Below are 16,726 nucleotides of genomic sequence, written 5' to 3' on the forward strand. Positions count from 1 at the left end.
CGCTTCGTCGTACCGGGAGGAATCTCCGAGCACGGCACCTCCGGACGAGGTCGTCAGAAGTGGACGCAGCGCAGCCAGGACCGGCCGCCGATCCGATCGAGGAGCTCGCGTTCGAACTCCTCGGTCAGCGACCAGGAATTCACGAAGGCCGGCGTCGCGTGGGCGCAGCACCCGAACCGCACGCGCTCGAAAGTGGTTCCCCGCGTGACTCCACAGCCGACTCGACTACCGTCGACGCCATGGCCGATGCCGATATCCACTTCTACTTCGACCCCGTCTGCCCGTTTGCGTACATGACGAGCAAATGGGTGCGGAAGGTCCGGGCCCAGCGGGAGTACGCCGTCGAGTGGCGCTTCATCTCGCTTCGGGTCCTCAACGCGCACATCGACTATGCGAAGCACTTTCCGCCCGAGTACGAGGCCGGGCACACCGCGGGCCTGCGCCTGCTCCGGGTGGCCGCGAGCGTCCGCCGCGAGCACGGACCCGACGCGATCGATCCGCTCTACGCCGCATGGGGCCGACGCTTCTTCGACGAGCACCCCGGCGGTTCGTATGCGGCGGACGGCACGGATTTCCGCGGCACCGCGGAGTACGTGACCGCCGTTCTCGACGACCTCGGTTTGCACACCCACCACGCGGCCGCGCTGGACGACACCGGTTTCGACGAGGAGATCAAGGCCGAGACCGAGGAGGCGCTGGCTCTCACGGGTCGCGATGTGGGCACCCCGATCGTCCATTTCCAGCCACCGAACGGCGTCGCCTTCTTCGGGCCCGTGATCAGTCGCCTGCCGAGCGACGAGGACGCGGTCAGGCTGTGGGATCACGTCATAGGCCTGGCGGGCTTTCCCGGCTTCGCCGAGCTCAAGCGCAGCCTGCGCGAGAAGCCGCAGCTACGGTCGTTCGGCGTCTCCGACGCCGAGGTCGGCGAGCAGGAGGACTGGCACGGCGGCAGCCGTCGCACCCAGAAGGGATAGACGACCCCGCCAACCGGTCCAGGCCCGGTGGCGACCGGTTCAGCCCAGTACCGGCCTCCACCGCTCGACGTAGTCGGTGATCCGGGTGTCCTCGGTATAGGTCGAGTCGATCAGGTACAGGCCGGGCAGCGGGCACGTGGCACCGAGTTCGACCAGGACCGGCTTCAGCAGCAGGTCCGGAGCCATCGCGTGGGCCGGCCCCGCGCCGAGCATCAGCGGGACCGCGGTGACGCCCTTGAGCCCTTCCCCAGTGGCGAACTGGTCGAGGAACAGCTTCAGCACGCCGGTGTAGGTCGCCTTGAACGTGGGGCTCGCGAAGACGACGAGGTCCGACGAGGCGACGGTGTCGACGGCCGCCGTGACCTTCTCGTCGCCCCAACCGAGGAGACCCGCGCCCAATTCGATGACGTCGACGACGTGATCGGGTGCGCTGCCGGTCAGCGCCTCGGCGAGTCGGGTGGCGGCGTCGAGCGTCCGCGAACCGGGCTTCGGGTTGCCGGCCACGACGGTGGTGGTCATGAGTGGTGTCCTCCTGAGGTGTCGGCCGTCATCGGGCGGCCGCGGTCAACTGCCCGAGGTACTCCTGGGCGCGCGCGAACGGCCAGACCTCGGCCATCTTCAGTTGCATGTCAAAGAGGTTGGCGTGACAGATCGCCCGGTCGCGATCCCCCCACCGCGTCTTCGACGACGATCGGGATGAAGCCGTGTGCATCGTATCGATCGTCGTCGCGCGAACGCAGCCGCTCGTCGACAACCCGCCAGGATCACCCGTATCGACCCGCAACGGATAAGAGCCCCGGCTCTCGAATCCCGATGCGTAGTCCCGCGGCCCACTCTTGTCGGCAAGGGCTAAAGACGCTGTCTGTCATGCGTTTTCATTCATCGTGATCGGAGACCGTTGACTCGGGCTCGCCGACTGGCCCACCTGGGTGGGCGCCCCCTTGCCGCTGAGCGTGGCGGTGCCCGCCGCCTTTGTCGCCCCTGCACTCCGCCTCGATCGCCGGATCACCAGGCCGATGGCGATCACGGCGATCGCGGCATACACCGCCGCCGTCGTGACCGCACCGCCGATGGTGCCGCCGAGTTGCCCGGCGACACCGTCGAATACCACCATCACCCCGGCCCCGGCGTAGGCGAACGCCGAGAACCTCGACGCCACACGTCCCTGCTGGATCGCCGAGAGCCCCACCGTGATGTACGCCAGCGCAACGCGGTACCCACCGGCCTGGCCGATCCCGCCGATGACCGTGCCCAACACGATGATCCCGAGGTGGCCGGTGACGAGACCCGCGATCGCCACCGACCATCCCACCATCAGAAGCAGGCCGACGGAGGGAAGAGTGGTCAGAGCCCGCAACCCGACCCCGGCCAGGTTCGCGATCATCGACACGAGCAGGCACCCACCCCCGACGCATTGTGCGACGAGGAGCGAGTCGCTGGCACCGGTGGCCAGGATCGCGTTGGGCATCGCCCCGACCGCGAGGGCGCCGATCGCCCAGGCGAGCGCCCCGATCAGGAATGCGCCCGGATCTCGCGAACGCGAGGGATCGGCGACGATCTCGATGTCGCAGGTCCGGTCCGACGGCACCTCGGCGGGTTCCTCGTCGCCGACCGGCATCGGGTCGCTGCCCGGCGCCAGCAGGTCGGGCGCGGCGCGCAGGCCGGCGAACAGGAACCCGAGGCAGATCGCCATCACGACGGCGTGGATGGCGTACACCGTGACCAGGTGCCAGGGCAGGTAGACGGCGATGAGGATCGCGGCCATCAGTCCGGCGCCGGCACCGATGAGCGAGCCTCTCGCGATGAACGCGCGTCCCTGCTCCCCCTTCGCGGCGACCATCATCGCCGCCGCGGCCCCGGTGCTCAGCGCCACCGAGGCTCCGGTCATCAGGCGTCCGGGGAAGAGCACCAACGGAATCCACGCGCCCGCGATCTCGACGAGATCACCGGCGATCGCGGTCAGGAACGCGATCGGCAGAACCTTGCGGGAGTGGCGGATCAGGGGCCCGCGGGCGGAGATGATCAGGATGACGATGATCGCGACGAAGTACATCGCGAACAGCACCGCGGCGGCGGCGGGTCCGAATCCGTGACGGTCCATGTACCCGGGCAGCAGCGGCGTCATCGCATTCGATCCGCAGATCGCGAGGATGAAGCCGACCCCCGAAGCCCCTGCGAGCAAACGGGTTCCGGAGTCAGAGGACATGAACGTCCTCGCGGAACGCCGAACGGCGGGTCCCGGTCGGGTTGGATGTGCGACGCCCGCCTCGCGGTGGGGCCGCCATGACCGTCGGTGTCATGAATCCTGCCTTCCGTGCCGCCGACGCCTCCCGGGCGGGAGGGTGTTGCCGCCATCGACGCACAGCAAGGACCCAATCCGATGTCTGTGACCGATCGGCAACCTGACCGTGGCGTGTGGATTGCGCAACTCGTCCGCGTCGGCGGATGGCGCTGACCTGCCGTGATTCACAGCTCCGGACGAAGCGCGCCGGTGACGGTCGTCTCCGAACCGGTGCCGGGCCACCGTAGACGACTACCCTGTGGTCGCAACTGACAGAGAGGAGTTCGGGTGAGCGGCAGGGTTCTCGCTCTGGTTCACGGTGTCCGGCCGGAATGGCGCGAAGCCGTACTCGGCACATTGCTCCCGGCGTTCCGGAACCGGGCGTTCTCGGTCGAGATCCGCGATGTCGAGGACGGACCGCTCGCAGATCCCGCCGGTTTCGACGTCGTGTGCGTGACCGGCTCGCCGGACTCCGCATACGACGAATCGCTCCCCTGGCTCCGGCCGGAACTGACCTACCTCGAGGACGCGATCGCGAGGGGCGTCCCGATCCTCGGCGTGTGTTTCGGGTCGCAGATCCTGGCGCGCGCGCTCGGCGGTTCGGTCGCGCCGAGCGCCCGGCCCGAGCACGGATTCACGACGGTCGACACCATTCGACCCGATCTGGTCGAGGCCGGCCCGTGGATGGAGTACCACCACGACACGGTCTCTGTGTCAGGCGTCGCAGAAGTGGTCGCGCGCAACGACGCCGGGGTTCAGGCGTATGTCTCGGGCCCTCACCTCGGGGTCCAGTTCCACCCGGAGATCACCCCCGACGTCTTCCGCGCCTGGCGTGAGGGTTTCACGAGCCCGAGGTCGGGCATCGACGACGGCGAGGTCGACACGAAGGGCATTGTCGCCGACATCGAGAACTCGTCCGCCGACGCCGAGGCCAGGTGCGACCGCCTCGTCGAGCGGTTCCTCGCCCACGCGGGCGTGAGGGTGCCGGCGGCGGGCTGACCGCCGCCGCCCGTCACCTGCCTCAGACCGCCGACTTGAATCCCGCGTAGCGGGCCGCCACCGGCGCGTCGAGTTCCCAGTCGACGAAGTCGTAGAGGTCGGATGCGACCTCGGTGATGACGTCCCGCAGTTCGAGCGGCTCGAGCCACCGTTCGGGGATGACACCCGACCCGTCCCGCGCACCGAGAAGGTTGCCCGTGATCGAGCCGGTGGAGTCGGAGTCGCCGCCATGGTTCACCGCGAGCACGACGCCGTGTTCGAAGTCGTCGGCGACGAGCGCGCAGTAGATCGAGATCGCGAGCGCCTCCTCACCGACCCAGCCTCCGCCGATCCGCGAGATGGCCTCGTCCGCGGCGATGCCGTCGGAGGCGAGTTTCTCGGCCAGTTCGATCACGGCGAGGGTCTCTTCGTGCTCGCGCTTGGTGCGCAGCAGGTCCTTGGCGGCGGCGACCGCCGCGTCGAGCGTCGCACCCTCGACGCATTCGCGCACCATCACCGCGAGGACACCTCCGGGCAGCGATCCCGACGGGTGCCCGTGGGTGAGCGCGGCGATCGCGGTGCCCAGTTCGAACGTGCCCGTGGCCGACCATTCGGCTCGCGCGGCGAACAACCCGATCGGGGCGGCGCGCATCACGCCCCCACAGCCCTTGCTGTTGTTCGTCGCGGCGGTACCGGGCCTGGTGGTCGTGCGCAAGGCGCTGACGCAGGTGTTGCCGGGAGCTCGCCGGCTGTGGAGTTCACGGTGTGACGAGAGCCAGCTCGATCGCTCCGACATCGCGAGAACGCCGTGGCGCGGTTGCTCCCCCTGCGTGATCAACCAGCGCAGATACGCCCTCGCGGTGGACGCCGCGAAGCACGAGATCCCGCCGTCGCAGTCCCGCAGCCACGCCCGCAGGACCCCCTCCGCGGTGAACAGCGTCATCTGCGTGTCGTCGGTGATCGTGCCGATCCCGCCGTAGGCGGGGGCATACGAGGAGATCCCCGCCGGGCCGAACCGCTCGAGAATGGCGTCGCGCGACATGAACTCGACCGATCCCCCGAGGGCGTCGCCGGCCGCACCACCCAGAAGGCAACCAACAAAACGATCTTTCATCGCCTTCACCTGCACTTTCTTCAGTGATGCCATCAGTTTCACATGCGTCGGCAACCCTCGCACGCCACGGAACAGATTGAGGGATATGCCTCAACCGGCCGGAATCGTGGAGCCCGTCCACAGGCGTCGGGCACCAGCCTGCCGCGACTCGAACATACGTGCGAAACTGTGGTGGTGGGCATGAAGTGGATCGGCGGCGACACCGGCAGGCCTCACCGGCCGTCGTTCGTGCGCGTCGGGCACAAGGCCGTGCTCATCGACCTGGGTGCCCTCTTCCCGAACGCGCCCCACTTCGTGGGCGAGTACCACCCCGACGGCCTGCAGATCCGGTCGGTCCACCTCGGCGTCCTCACCGAGTGGGGCCGGGACGAGTGGGGTGCCTGGTACGGCAAGGTCACCTACACGATCACCGCGAAGGACCGCCAGGAGAAGGTCACCCATTGGGTCCCCGGATGGGCTCTCCGACCGGCAGGAGACCCGCCGATCACCCGGAGGCCGCAGTCCGACGGCCAGGTCCCCGGACAGAACCCGGACCGGCCGCCACGACCCGATCGACACCGGCACGGCGGCTGATCGCCGACGGTCGCCGCGGTTGCCGGCGACTCCGGCAGCGGGTCAGGGCAGGTCGACCTTGCTCGCCAGCCACCGTCCGTCGACCTTCTCCATGGTCATCACGACGCGGCTGCGGTCGACGCGGGGTTCCGGACTCGCGGTGTTGGTGATCGACTGATCCACGAACAGCATCACCTCGACCCTGCCCGGGGACGCCGACTTCACCCCCGCGTCGATGACGACACCCTTGCTGGTGGCCTTGTTGTCGACGAGCATCTGCTTGAGTTGGCTGCTCGACCTCGAGTACATGTCCTTGAACTCGCCCGTGGCGCCGGCGAGCACCTCGGCGAAGTTCTCGTCGATGCTGCCGGAGTCGATGCTGGTCAACGTCACCGCGTAGTCCTTCGCCGTCGCGACGGCCTGCTGTTCGGCCTGGTCGACGACGACAGCATCGCCACGCGCGGGCCCAAGGCACGGCGCGGATCTCGTTCTTGCGTCGAAAGCCGCCCTACCCATCCGGACCTACATCACCGTGAGGCATCGGGTGACCCGGATACGTGGCGATCGTGAGAACGTCGCCAGGAGAACAGTCCAGCGCCCGGCAGATCGCCGTCAAGGTTGTGAACCGGATTGCTCGTGCGTGGTTGTTCTTCAAGAGCGACAGATTGACTGTCGACACACCAGTCCTGCGTGAAAGCTCTTTGAGGGTCATCCCGCGTTCTCGCAGAACATGCTCCAACGTACAGATGATGGCGTGTGACTCTTCATCTGATGGCATCAGACCAGCCCGGCAGTATCTCGTCGTAGACGCGCGCCGACCGTGAAGGCGGAAGCGATGATGGCGATCAGGAAGATGCCGCCCGGGTCTACTGCATAGTCTGTCCAGCGCAGCGCGAATGGGACCAGTTCCGGGGACGAGGTCAACTCCGACGCCGCAGACCAATGCCCCAATGCGGAGATCATGACACCGACGGTGGCCGCCATGGCATATCCGGCCGCCACCAATGCGACGATGAAAGTCTGCCGGCGGCCGAACAGGCGGCGTCGATTCAGGGAGTAGATGCTGAAACCGGCGAACGCCGCAAGTGCAATATTGGCGCCACTGGTGAGCATTGCCCCCAACGCGAGAAGCCAACGCGTCGAGTCGGATAGATTCGCTGCGATCACACTCACCTGGGATGTAGACCCTTCGACCAATTCTGCTGTGCCGTCGCCAATCCCATCAGGAAGGGGCGCACTGGCCGGGAGCACAAGATCCACGCCGGTGTTACTGCGAAGTGTGTCCAACTGCGCGATGAGTACGAGCACCATCACGGCGGAGTAGAGAACAACCACGGCGAAGATGGCCCAGCCGAGCACGGCAAGAGTCGCGCGCCAAAGGTTCCGAGAAGGTGAATGTGTTGTCATAGACCTCACCATACATATCGATTATCGTTACTCGCAACGATACTCGTTATGCGCGCACCGGGACGGGACTCACACAAGGATGTCCACCAGCTGCGCCTCGCAACCAGGCACTGGGACCTCGCTTCCGCTTGAGTAGCGAATCAGGCCCGCCGGGGATCGGTCGGATCGGACTGAGCCTCCGCGATGAACGCATGCATCTGATCGAGTGCCGCACGCGCCTCGGGTGAGAACGGTGCCAACGCCTGGAAGACATGCGGCTGGTCCCGCCAGGCGTGCACCTCGACGTAAACACCGACCTGCGCCAGTAACTCCGCGAGTCGTTCATTGCCAGGACGAACCGGCTCGTCGGCTCCGAGTTGCAGCAGCGTCGGTGGGAACTCCACGAGTGCGCGCTCGAGCGGGCAGAGGTCCTCCGAACGTACGGCCAGGCGCGCGGCACGGTCGGCGAACCGAGTGGAGAAGAAGGCATCCCGCGGCGCACCCCGAGGCGGACGGTAGGAAGTATCGAGCCAGGCCGACATACCTACAGCAGCCGCAGGTAGCGGAAGATCGGGATGATCGGAAAGCTCTGCCATCAAGCTGACGAGAAGATTGCCGCCAGCCGAATCTCCAGATACTACGACCCGAGTATTGTTGCGGCGGTGGATAACCCAACGGTACACCGCGAGACAGTCGTCCAGACATTGCCGCGCAGTCACTTTGGGCAGCAGTCGATAGTCGAAAAGCACCACTTCTGCCTCACACGAGCGTGAGATCTGCATCGCGAGAAAGCGGTGGCTGCGGGTGCTGCCGAACACGAATCCGCCCCCGTGGATGTGCATAATGGTCGATTCCGGATCGACGACAGAAGGATGCCGAACCACGTCGACGCGGATCGCACCCAAGCGATGAGTCTCGACCACACCCCGCCACGACAGAGCCGCCATCGGCGCGCCCAGAATGATATTGACCAAGGTCATCGTGGCCGTGTTTATCGGAATTGCGTCGGCAATGACCCGGGCACACCGCAACACCCAGTTGGCCGCCAGCGTGAACACGCTTATGCGTGGATGTAACGCGACTTCAACGAGGCCCGGTTCACCACTTTCGTCTCGCGCAACTCTGGTACCCGTCAATGTTCATCCCCCCTGGATCGTGGTGGAGATCAAACCAGACGAACGCTCGGTACACAAGGGCGTGGGCAGCCCACGGTGACCGTCTGGCCACAGTGCTTGCGCGGCGCGCACATACACGCCGCACCGCTGGAACCGCTGTCGGCACACCTTGCTCGCAAAGTCCTTCGATCACGCCGCGTCACAGCGCTGGTGAATCGCCCCGGGTGTCGTGGAGGCCCGGTTGGTCAGATTGTGGTGAGGACCGGGTTCTTACGGTGCGCTCTTCGGTCTGGGATGCCCGGTGGTTGGGTTCGTTACCCGCGGCCGGGGCGAGCCCGATATCGCCGTGGAGCCTTCGGTGGTTGAAACAGTCGACGTATTCGGCGACGGCCATCTCGACGTCGCCGACCTTCTTCGAGTCACCCGCCGGCCGCATGTCCGGGTTGCGGATGCACTCGGCCTTGAACAAAGAGTTGAACGTCTCGGCCATGGCATTGCCATGGCTGTCACCCTACGACGCGGACGGACGCGACGGCCTCGGCGAGCCACTTGGGCTAGCGAATCGCTCGAGGCCGGACTCCTCTGTCGCGGTGGTGATCCTGCCCTCGGCTCGCGGCCCCGGCGCCGTCGCCGATGGTGGTCTTGCGGGTCTTCTCCCGGCCGATCCCACGCAGGCCCTCGACCCGCATCAGCCGCTCGACGGTGCAACCCGCAACCGTGACGCCCGCACGGTTGAGCTCAGCGCGGGTCGTGCCGCAAAGCCGACGACCGGGGCGTGAATTGGATGTTTTCGAGAAATCTCTCTTGAGCTACCACCCTCTTGATCGAACTCGAGCGGGACATCCCATCTCCGCGACCGGGGTCGCGAACGTGTGGGGACCTGCCACCGTCTCCGCGACGAGGCCGGTGATCGCCAGATAGAGGTCGCGAGAGTCGGTTTGACACAAGCGATCGTACCGGGCTCCGCGTGCCGGGATCTGCGTGCTCGAGCGTTCGCCCGCCCGACGGGACATCGGCCCGAAAGCACCACTGCGGTCGGCCGGCATGGTGTCTAATGGCTAAAAGAGTTAACTTGTTGTCCTGTATTCGCAAGGAGTCACCATGGCAGCCCGACTCGCGGGAAGAGTAGCGTTCGTCACCGGCGTGGCCCGGGGGCAGGGTCGCAGTCACGCGGTGCGACTGGCCGAGGAGGGCGCCGACATCATCGGCGTCGACCTGCCCCGCCCCGTCGGGAACATGACCTATCCGCTCGCGACGCAGGAGGATCTCGACGAGACGGTGCGCCTCGTCGAGATCACCGGGCGAAGGATCGTCGCACGGGCCGCCGACGTCCGCGACCGCACCGCCCTCGACGAGGCGGTGGCCGCCGGTGTCGAGGCCCTCGGTCGTCTCGACGTCGTGGTCGCCAACGCCGGTGTCTGCCCGCTCGGACAGAATCCGCCCAACACCTTCCTCGACGTCGTCGACGTCAACCTGGTCGGCCTGATCAACACCTTCAACGCCGCATATCCGCATCTCGACGACGGGGCGTCGCTGATCGCAATCGGATCGGTCGCCGGACTCACGCCGGGCACGGTCGACAACCCCGCCACGGGCCCGGGCGGGGCCGGGTACGGCTATTCCAAACGAGCCATCGCCCAACTCGTACAAGACTTCTCGATCCTGGTCGCGCCACGCGGGATCCGCGTGAACGCGATCCATCCGGCGAACTGCGACACCGACATGTTGCAGAACGACGCGATGTACCGCATGTTCCGACCCGATCTGGAGTCCCCGACCAAGGACGATGCGGCCCTGGCGTTCCCGCTGATGAACGCGATCCCGGTGCCGTGGGTCGAGCCGATCGACGTCAGCAACGCGGTCGTGTACCTGGCCTCGGATGAATCGCGCTACGTGACGGGCTCGCAACTCAAGGTCGACGCGGGCGCGATCGCCAAGGCGGTCCCTCTCTGAGCCTCGGCGACTGCATCACGGTGACGCGGAGGATCGGAGAGCGAGACATGACAGCACACAACACCCGGGCCGCACGGGGCGTCGACGACACGCGGACCGACTTCGGCACGGTCAACGGAACCTCCCCGGGCCACACGGGACCGATCGCGTCGACCGTCACCGACGCGCTCAACCTCATCACGATCGACGAAGACATCTTCGTCGCCGCACCCGCCAGCGGCGACGATCCCCGTGGCCTCTACGGCGGCCGGCTGACCGCCCAGGCCCTCCGCGCCGCCTCGCTCACGCTGCCCGACGACCGGCTCGCCCATTCCATGCAGTGCTACTTCATGGTCCCGGGCGACGCCACCAAGCCGATCACCTTCGCCGTCACCCGCGAACGCGACGGCGGCCGCTACTCGGTGCGCCGCGTCGTGGCCAGTCAGGATGGTGTCGACATCCTCGATCTCGCGGCGTCGTTCCAGCGTGACCGGCCCGGATCGGACTACCAGGCCCCGGACATGCCGGCGGCCGAACCGCCTTCGCAACTGGCGCCGGTCCCCCAGGACCCGCGGATGCTCGATCTGGATGTCCGCATCCCCGACGACGGCGATGCCTATCATCGCTGGCCCACCCGCCTGTGGGTCCGGATCACCGGCCCGCTCGCCGACGACGCGAACCTGCGCACCTGCGGTCTGGTGTTCATCTCGGACATGTGCACCGGGCTCTCGAAGGCCCCGGGCGTACAGCAGGTCGGCATCCTGCCCAGCATCGACCACACCGTCTGGATACACCGCGCCTGCGATCCCAACGGCTGGATGCTGATGGACCTGGCGCCGGAGTCCACATCACACGGCCGCGGCATGTACACCGGCCGCATCTTCGACGAGAACGGCGTCCTACTGGCGAGCCTCGCCCAGGAGTCCCTGTTCCGCAAGCGCGAGAAGCGGAACGGGCACACCCGATAGAGAGCCGAAATCAGAACGGGTCGGGCCCGGGGCGCTGACCCACGTGGCGATCGAGGAAGTCGATCTGGTCGGCGACGATCGTGTCGAAGTAGGGAACCAGATATGGCTCGAAGTGGGCGCAATCGTACTCGCGGACCTCACCTTTCGGGATTCGACGCGCGACTGCGCGGGCCTTGTCGATCGGTGTGACGTCGTCCCTCTCGGCGAGCTGGACCAACACCGGGACCTTGATGTGGGATGCGTATCGGCCTGGAGAGTAGAACGGCACACGCAGTGCGACGCGGGCAGCGACGTCGTTCTCGGCGAGCACTTCCGGTCGCATGTCCGCCATCCGCTCCACCTGTTCGTAGGCGCCCGGTGAGGTCATCATCGCGACCTCGCCGGGTCGCCCGACCGCGGGTACGCGGTACGGGGCGCGCCCCGTCCACGCCCGGATCTGGTCACGCAGTCCGGCGATCGCCAGTTTCGCCAGGAGTGCGGGCGACTGAGAGAATCCCGAAGCCGGTCCACTCACGTGCGGAACCTGGACGATCGCAGCGGCGAGGTCGTGGTCCAGCGCGGCCAGCCTCAGGACATGACCACCGGCGAACGACGTTCCCCACGCGACGACCCGCCGGGTGTCGATCCCCTCGAGACCCCGGACGAAGGCGATCGCGGCATCCCAGTCGGCATGCTGTTCGGCGATGTCGAGAACGCGACGCGGTTCGCCTTCACTTGCTCCCCAGCGGCGATAGTCGAAGACCAGCGCGGCGTAGCCGGCCCGGGCGAATCGAGCGGCGTAGGCGTCGAGTCGCAGTTCACGGAAGGCGGCGAAACCGTGCCCGAGCACGACGATCGGGGGGTTCTCGACATCGTCCGGGCGATAGAGCCACGCGGCGCACCGGACGTCGCCGGACCTGAATGCGACGTCGGAGCGAACGTAATTGAACTGACCTGCCATGACCAACACCTTCGACGGGTATCTTGAACGGTGTTCAACAAGCTACAGCATCTTGAATGGCATTCAAGACAAGGGTCGGGTGGAGGCGACGACGTGGCGCGCAACAAGAAGCCGCAACCTGCCGACGAGAAGCGCGAGGAGATCGTCGCCGCCGCGCGGAGGCTGTTTCTCGAGGGCGGATACGACGCGACCTCGATGAGCAGGCTCGCGAGGGAGGCCGGGGTGGCCCCCAACACGATCTACTGGTATTTCGACGACAAGGACGATGTTCTCGTCGCGGTCGTGTCCGCGGTCATGGCCGACGTCTGGCCGGAGTACCAGGAGATCGCGAGCAACCCCGTCGCGGAGCGGATCTCGTGGATCGTACAACGGTTGACCGAGATGCGCGGACTGGTGACGACAGTGCACGCCCGCGTACCGCATTCGGCTGCGGTGGCGGAGTGGCACAACAATTTCCACCTGCTGACCAGCACCTTGTTCCGCGCCGAACTGGAAGCGATGGGCGTCCCACAGGAGGCCCTCGACGCCGAGGTCATGATCGCCGTGTTCACCGTCGAGGGCCTGCTGATGCACACGCCCGACGCTGTCGAGCAGCGCAAGGTGTGCGAGGCCCTGGCATCCCGATGGCCGACACCGGGCAGTCGATCCCACACGTAGCCGCGGGCAGGGCGCCTCCCTGGCCCTCGTCATTCCCGCAATGCGTCCCGGGTACCAACCGCCGAGAGCAGTTGCTGCCCTCAACCCTCCCGTTCGACCCGGCCCATCTCGTACCGCAGGATCTCGTCGCGGCTGTCGGCCGGCGGGTCGGGCAGCTCCACCCCCGCATCCCGGGTCGGCAACAACACCACCGCGCGGGCCGGTGAGGTGATCGTCCCCCGCTGGTTCTCGCACCAGAGTTCGATGTGAACCTCGTTGCGACCGTGGACCTGCTTCTTGTCGACGACCTGACCCTTGAGCCAGGTGGTGTCGCCCATGTAGTTGAAGGCGCGGTGCTGCACCGACAGTTTCCACAGCCAGCCGTCGTCGCCGATCCAGTCGGTGAGCAGATGGGTCAGCCAGGTCTCGCGCATGGCGCCGTAGTCGTACGAGGTCGGGATGCCGAGCTCGCGCGCCCGCTCGGGTTCCCAGTGCAACCGCTGCACGGTGTCGGGGATGCTGAGCGCGTTGGGCGGATACAGGCCGGGCGCCTTCTTGCGGACCTTGTACGCGTGGCCGAAGGCGCCGTTGGGCGTCAGTTGCATGCCCCATCCGACGTGCCAGACGACGATGTCGGTGGTGACCAGCGGCCCCTTCACCTTGACCGGCAACGCCTCCCCGACCTCGACGTCCTCGAAGTACCGGGGCCGCGCACCGCGTCTGACCTCCGCCTCGTACGCCGCATCGATCTCCGCGAGCTCCTCGGCCGTGTAAGGAACCTGCTCGAGGTGCTCCTTCTTCCGCTTCTTGGACGCCGAGCGTTCGGCGTTGACCCAGGTGCCTCGACGGATGACGCAGGGCTCGCCGTTCTGGTTGTCGTAGATGAAGGCGCGGGTCACGTGCGCGGACCGGCCGCCGAACCTCGAGGTCTTCGGCACGACCCCGACCTGTGCTCGCAGGCAATGGAGCCGGTCGCCGAGACGCAGCGGTCGCCACCACTCGAACTGCATGATTGCCTGGTACGACCCCAGCCCGGCGAACGGGTCGCCACGGAACAGCGCCTTGGTCTCCGCGTCGGGCCTGGGCGCCGCGTCCTCCCCCATCGTGTAGTGGAAGTTCGGCGGAGCGATGAGCCCGCCCCATCTGGTCGTCGGCCCGTAGGACGGGTCGCACCACAGCGGGTTGTCGTCGCCGTAGGCCTGGGCGAAGTGTCGCACCCCGTCCCAGGTGACCTCGTAGTTGTGCGGCGCGTGGGGAATCCGCTCCGGCACACCGTTGCGGAGTCGGCTGCGTTCGATGGCCTCGTCGGTGAGGACGACCTCCGTGTCGCAGGTCTGGCTGCAGAGTCTGGTGCCTGGCTTCAGGGTCATGACCTGTCCTGTGCTCGTTCGAATTGCGCCACCAACCGGCGGCGCAGAACCTTGCCGGTGGCGGTCTGCGGCAGCTCGTCCACCCAGATCACCTCGTCGGGCGTGCGAGACCCGCGCAACCGGGCACGCACGTGGGAACGCACCTCGTCCTCGGTGATGTCGGTCCTCGGATCGCGCACGACCACCGCGACGAGCCGCTGGCCCCATTCCTCGTCCGGCAACCCGATGACCGCGGTCTCGCGGATCGCCGGATGTGTGAGGAGCACGTCCTCGATCTCCGCGGGCCCGATGTTCTCGCCGCCGCGGATGATCGTGTCGTCGGCGCGCCCGGCGATGAACAGGTAACCCTCGTCGTCGACCCACGCCTGGTCGTTGGTGGGGAACCAGCCGTGCTCGTCGAGGACCGAGCCCTTGCCGAGGTAGGAACCGGACACCTGGGCGCCGCGGACGAACAGCAATCCCGTCTCCCCCGGCCCGACCGGCGTTCCCTCGACGTCGCGGATCTCGATCTCCATGCCCGGCACCGGCCGCCCGACGCTCTCGAGGCGGCGGCGAATGTGCGGGTTGTCGGAGGCGAGCGCGGCGGCGTGGTCGTCGGGTCCCAGCAGGGCGAGCGTCGAGCTGGTCTCGGTGAGGCCGTACGCGTTGCAGAAGCCGGCGTCGGGGAAGGCCCGCATCGCACGTTCGAGGATCGGGAGCGGAAGGCGCGCACCGCCGTAGGAGATCAACCGCAGCGCGGGCGCCTTCGCGACCTCGCCGTCGAGCGCGTCGACGATGCGGGCGAGCATCGTGGGAACCACGGTCGCCGACGAGATCGCCTCGCGATCAACCAGTTCCAGCCACTCCTCGGCGTCGAAGTCGGGCAGGTGCACGACGCGGCGGCCTCCGTAGAAGTTGGTGAGCGTCGCACCCACGGCGGCCACGTGGTACGGCGGCACGGTGATCAGCGCTGCCTCGTCGGGGGCCGCGCCCGCGAAGTCCACGGTGGCGAAGACATAGGCCTGCAGGTTCTCATGCCGCAGCGGGACGACCTTCGGCTTCGACGTGGTTCCGCTGGTGTGGAGCAGGACCGCGGGCGCATCGTCCGGGACATCGAGGGGAGGCAACGGTTCCGACGACCGCGCCATGGCCAGGAAGTCGTCGAGACCGAGGACCTGGTCACGGCCGGCGACCTTGTCGCGGTAGCGCTCCTCCACGACGACCAGCGGGCGTCGGAAGTCGGCGATCAATTCCGCGAGCACCTCGTCACCGAGCCGGTAGTTGACCGGCACGAACGGGACGCCCGCACAGACCGAGGAGAAGAACACCTGCGGGTAGCCCGGGCCGTTCCGGCCCAGGTAGATCACCTCGGACGGGTCACGCTCGGAGATGACCGCCGCCCCGCCGCGAGCGGCGGAGACGACGTCGGCATGGGTGAGCCCGGACTCGCGGCCACCGAGAGCGATTCGATCACCGAGCCCGGATTCGACCATGTCCAGCAAGAGCCCGACGCCCATGATTCCAGCCAATCCACGTGAGGTCACGGTCATGTGGCGCAGCACGCGGCCACGCATCCCCATCGTAGATCATTCAGTGCAATCAGTTATCCGATTTGGACAACCATGGGCACCGCGAGGACCCGTCGGGCTCAGTTGAAGAGGTCGACCACGGACTCGGTGGCGAAGCGGCCCCACAGCATCTTCTTCGCGACCGAGCTCATGTGGCGCTTCCAGTGCGCCTCCGCACCGTCGGCATCCCCGGCCTCGACCAGTGCGACCAACTTGCGATAGGCACGGATCGTCTTCTTGAACTGCGTGACCACCTCGTCGGTGTCGGTGGTCCGGGAGACGACGCGCGACATGTGCGTGGCGACGACGTCCGCCAGGACGCGGCCGATCAGGCCGAGCGTCTGGTTCCCGGCGCGCTCGAGGAGGAGGTCGTGGAAGCGGAACGCGGCGGTCGACCAGGTGTCCAGGTCGGAGGCCTCGACGCCGGCGCCGACCAGGTCGGCGAGTTCGTCGATGACCTCGGTGAGCGCCTTGATGTCGTCGTCATCGTGCCGGGCGGCCAGCATCCTCACCGCGGCGGGCTCGAGCACCATGCGGGCCTCGTAGAGGTCGGCGAGGGTGGTGTGCTGGATCTGCAGGAGGAGGCCGAAGTACCTCGCCGCGACCGAGACATCGGGCGAAACCACCTGCACGCCACCGCGGGACCCGCGCCGCACGACGATGAGCGATTCGTTCTCGAGGATGCGGAACGCCTCCCGCAGGGTGGGCCGCGATACGTCGAATCGTTGTCCCAGCACGGTTTCCGGCGGAAGCATGTCACCGGGCCTGAGCACGCCGCGGACGATCTGACCGCGCAGCTGAGCGGCGATGAGTTCAGCCGTCTTCGGAACCTGAATCCGCTTGGGCAATCCGCTCTCGTCGAACGAGTTGTTGGCCAATTCCCACACCTTCCGGACGCCGGCGACAGCCGAGCGGGGTTCAGCCTAGCACCCG

At 67.2% G+C, this 16,726-nt stretch carries 18 protein-coding genes and 2 pseudogenes; 6 read left to right on the plus strand and 14 right to left on the minus strand.

Annotation, left to right across the window (positions count from 1 at the left end):
• The first annotated feature begins 239 nt into the window (after positions 1 to 239).
• Positions 240 to 974 carry a mycothiol-dependent nitroreductase Rv2466c family protein gene (locus ABFT43_RS09175; RefSeq protein ID WP_347960036.1) on the plus strand — a complete coding sequence of 245 codons (735 nt, stop codon included), beginning with the start codon at positions 240 to 242 and terminating at the stop codon, positions 972 to 974.
• 39 nt (positions 975 to 1,013) lie between these two features.
• Here the strand turns inward: ABFT43_RS09175 and ABFT43_RS09180 are convergent, their stop codons facing one another.
• The 3 genes from ABFT43_RS09180 to ABFT43_RS09190 all read right to left on the minus strand — a co-directional run bounded on the left by ABFT43_RS09180 (position 1,014) and on the right by ABFT43_RS09190 (position 3,180).
• On the minus strand, positions 1,014 to 1,493 hold the full coding sequence (locus ABFT43_RS09180; protein ID WP_109238563.1) for an NADPH-dependent FMN reductase: 480 nt from the start codon (positions 1,491 to 1,493) through the stop codon (positions 1,014 to 1,016).
• A 28-nt stretch (positions 1,494 to 1,521) separates the two neighbouring features.
• Positions 1,522 to 1,686, minus strand: coding sequence for a hypothetical protein (locus tag ABFT43_RS09185; protein ID WP_457590124.1), 165 nt, complete (start codon positions 1,684 to 1,686; stop codon positions 1,522 to 1,524).
• A 153-nt stretch (positions 1,687 to 1,839) separates the two neighbouring features.
• A complete protein-coding gene (locus ABFT43_RS09190) occupies positions 1,840 to 3,180 on the minus strand; it encodes an MFS transporter (protein ID WP_347960037.1) in 1,341 nt (446 codons plus the stop codon).
• Positions 3,181 to 3,543: 363 nt separating this feature from the next.
• Between ABFT43_RS09190 and ABFT43_RS09195 the strand changes: the two genes are divergently transcribed.
• Positions 3,544 to 4,254, plus strand: coding sequence for a type 1 glutamine amidotransferase (locus ABFT43_RS09195; protein ID WP_347960038.1), 711 nt, complete (start codon positions 3,544 to 3,546; stop codon positions 4,252 to 4,254).
• Positions 4,255 to 4,276: 22 nt separating this feature from the next.
• On the opposite strand, the gene ABFT43_RS09200 is transcribed toward ABFT43_RS09195, so the two are convergent.
• Complete coding sequence (locus ABFT43_RS09200) at positions 4,277 to 5,347, minus strand: ADP-ribosylglycohydrolase family protein (protein WP_109238724.1); 1,071 nt, start codon at positions 5,345 to 5,347, stop codon at positions 4,277 to 4,279.
• Positions 5,348 to 5,527: 180 nt separating this feature from the next.
• Between ABFT43_RS09200 and ABFT43_RS09205 the strand changes: the two genes are divergently transcribed.
• On the plus strand, positions 5,528 to 5,920 hold the full coding sequence (locus ABFT43_RS09205; protein WP_109238723.1) for a hypothetical protein: 393 nt from the start codon (positions 5,528 to 5,530) through the stop codon (positions 5,918 to 5,920).
• A gap of 42 nt (positions 5,921 to 5,962) precedes the next feature.
• Here ABFT43_RS09205 and ABFT43_RS09210 read toward each other — a convergent pair.
• The 6 genes and pseudogenes from ABFT43_RS09210 to ABFT43_RS22685 form a co-directional block, all read right to left on the minus strand.
• Positions 5,963 to 6,340: pseudogene (locus ABFT43_RS09210) on the minus strand (hypothetical protein); the annotation flags it as partial.
• Positions 6,341 to 6,407: 67 nt separating this feature from the next.
• Complete coding sequence (locus ABFT43_RS09215; RefSeq protein ID WP_109238561.1) at positions 6,408 to 6,677, minus strand: helix-turn-helix domain-containing protein; 270 nt, start codon at positions 6,675 to 6,677, stop codon at positions 6,408 to 6,410.
• A complete protein-coding gene (locus ABFT43_RS09220) occupies positions 6,677 to 7,306 on the minus strand; it encodes a hypothetical protein (protein ID WP_181371757.1) in 630 nt (209 codons plus the stop codon). Before ABFT43_RS09220 ends, ABFT43_RS09215 begins: the two co-directional genes overlap by 1 nt.
• A 140-nt stretch (positions 7,307 to 7,446) precedes the next feature.
• A complete protein-coding gene (locus tag ABFT43_RS09225) occupies positions 7,447 to 8,265 on the minus strand; it encodes an alpha/beta hydrolase (protein ID WP_347960039.1) in 819 nt (272 codons plus the stop codon).
• Positions 8,266 to 8,599: 334 nt separating this feature from the next.
• The gene (locus ABFT43_RS09230) at positions 8,600 to 8,890 is read right to left on the minus strand and encodes an IS3 family transposase (RefSeq protein WP_109238558.1); all 291 of its coding nucleotides are present in this window, start codon (positions 8,888 to 8,890) and stop codon (positions 8,600 to 8,602) included.
• Between the two features lie 64 nt (positions 8,891 to 8,954).
• Positions 8,955 to 9,101: pseudogene (locus tag ABFT43_RS22685) on the minus strand (IS3 family transposase); the annotation flags it as partial.
• A gap of 400 nt (positions 9,102 to 9,501) precedes the next feature.
• Here ABFT43_RS22685 and ABFT43_RS09240 point away from each other — a divergent pair.
• Both ABFT43_RS09240 and ABFT43_RS09245 read left to right on the plus strand, forming a co-directional pair.
• Positions 9,502 to 10,353, plus strand: a complete 852-nt coding sequence (locus ABFT43_RS09240) for a mycofactocin-coupled SDR family oxidoreductase (RefSeq protein WP_109238556.1) — start codon at positions 9,502 to 9,504, stop codon at positions 10,351 to 10,353.
• A gap of 47 nt (positions 10,354 to 10,400) precedes the next feature.
• On the plus strand, positions 10,401 to 11,300 hold the full coding sequence (locus ABFT43_RS09245; RefSeq protein ID WP_347960040.1) for an acyl-CoA thioesterase: 900 nt from the start codon (positions 10,401 to 10,403) through the stop codon (positions 11,298 to 11,300).
• Between the two features lie 10 nt (positions 11,301 to 11,310).
• On the opposite strand, the gene ABFT43_RS09250 is transcribed toward ABFT43_RS09245, so the two are convergent.
• Entirely contained in the window at positions 11,311 to 12,240 is a 930-nt protein-coding gene (locus tag ABFT43_RS09250; RefSeq protein ID WP_109238554.1) for an alpha/beta hydrolase, read from the minus strand.
• A 93-nt stretch (positions 12,241 to 12,333) separates the two neighbouring features.
• On the opposite strand from ABFT43_RS09250, the gene ABFT43_RS09255 reads away from it, so the two are divergent.
• Complete coding sequence (locus tag ABFT43_RS09255; protein ID WP_109238553.1) at positions 12,334 to 12,897, plus strand: TetR/AcrR family transcriptional regulator; 564 nt, start codon at positions 12,334 to 12,336, stop codon at positions 12,895 to 12,897.
• 80 nt (positions 12,898 to 12,977) lie between these two features.
• Here ABFT43_RS09255 and ABFT43_RS09260 read toward each other — a convergent pair whose 3' ends face one another.
• The 3 genes from ABFT43_RS09260 to ABFT43_RS09270 all read right to left on the minus strand — a co-directional run bounded on the left by ABFT43_RS09260 (position 12,978) and on the right by ABFT43_RS09270 (position 16,680).
• Complete coding sequence (locus ABFT43_RS09260; protein ID WP_347960041.1) at positions 12,978 to 14,246, minus strand: FAS1-like dehydratase domain-containing protein; 1,269 nt, start codon at positions 14,244 to 14,246, stop codon at positions 12,978 to 12,980.
• Positions 14,243 to 15,742 (minus strand): class I adenylate-forming enzyme family protein, encoded by a 1,500-nt coding sequence (locus ABFT43_RS09265; RefSeq protein WP_347960042.1) that lies wholly within the window; start codon positions 15,740 to 15,742, stop codon positions 14,243 to 14,245. Before ABFT43_RS09265 ends, ABFT43_RS09260 begins: the two co-directional genes overlap by 4 nt.
• A 131-nt stretch (positions 15,743 to 15,873) precedes the next feature.
• Entirely contained in the window at positions 15,874 to 16,680 is an 807-nt protein-coding gene (locus tag ABFT43_RS09270) for a FadR/GntR family transcriptional regulator (protein WP_347960043.1), read from the minus strand.
• Positions 16,681 to 16,726: the final 46 nt, after the last annotated feature.

Source organism: Gordonia aurantiaca, assembly GCF_039939235.1.
GTDB lineage: Bacteria > Actinomycetota > Actinomycetes > Mycobacteriales > Mycobacteriaceae > Gordonia.

Bases quoted from the DNA above. Each gene is read 5' to 3' on its own strand.
- ABFT43_RS09175 (WP_347960036.1), top strand. From the start codon at position 240: ATGGCCGATGCCGATATCCACTTCTACTTCGACCCCGTCTGCCCGTTT.
- ABFT43_RS09180 (WP_109238563.1), bottom strand. From the start codon at position 1,493: ATGACCACCACCGTCGTGGCCGGCAACCCGAAGCCCGGTTCGCGGACG.
- ABFT43_RS09185 (WP_457590124.1), bottom strand. From the start codon at position 1,686: ATGCACACGGCTTCATCCCGATCGTCGTCGAAGACGCGGTGGGGGGAT.
- ABFT43_RS09190 (WP_347960037.1), bottom strand. From the start codon at position 3,180: ATGTCCTCTGACTCCGGAACCCGTTTGCTCGCAGGGGCTTCGGGGGTC.
- ABFT43_RS09200 (WP_109238724.1), bottom strand. From the start codon at position 5,347: ATGAAAGATCGTTTTGTTGGTTGCCTTCTGGGTGGTGCGGCCGGCGAC.
- ABFT43_RS09205 (WP_109238723.1), top strand. From the start codon at position 5,528: ATGAAGTGGATCGGCGGCGACACCGGCAGGCCTCACCGGCCGTCGTTC.
- ABFT43_RS09215 (WP_109238561.1), bottom strand. From the start codon at position 6,677: ATGCCATCAGATGAAGAGTCACACGCCATCATCTGTACGTTGGAGCAT.
- ABFT43_RS09220 (WP_181371757.1), bottom strand. From the start codon at position 7,306: ATGACAACACATTCACCTTCTCGGAACCTTTGGCGCGCGACTCTTGCC.
- ABFT43_RS09225 (WP_347960039.1), bottom strand. From the start codon at position 8,265: ATGACCTTGGTCAATATCATTCTGGGCGCGCCGATGGCGGCTCTGTCG.
- ABFT43_RS09230 (WP_109238558.1), bottom strand. From the start codon at position 8,890: ATGGCCGAGACGTTCAACTCTTTGTTCAAGGCCGAGTGCATCCGCAAC.
- ABFT43_RS09240 (WP_109238556.1), top strand. From the start codon at position 9,502: ATGGCAGCCCGACTCGCGGGAAGAGTAGCGTTCGTCACCGGCGTGGCC.
- ABFT43_RS09245 (WP_347960040.1), top strand. From the start codon at position 10,401: ATGACAGCACACAACACCCGGGCCGCACGGGGCGTCGACGACACGCGG.
- ABFT43_RS09250 (WP_109238554.1), bottom strand. From the start codon at position 12,240: ATGGCAGGTCAGTTCAATTACGTTCGCTCCGACGTCGCATTCAGGTCC.
- ABFT43_RS09260 (WP_347960041.1), bottom strand. From the start codon at position 14,246: ATGACCCTGAAGCCAGGCACCAGACTCTGCAGCCAGACCTGCGACACG.
- ABFT43_RS09265 (WP_347960042.1), bottom strand. From the start codon at position 15,742: ATGGGCGTCGGGCTCTTGCTGGACATGGTCGAATCCGGGCTCGGTGAT.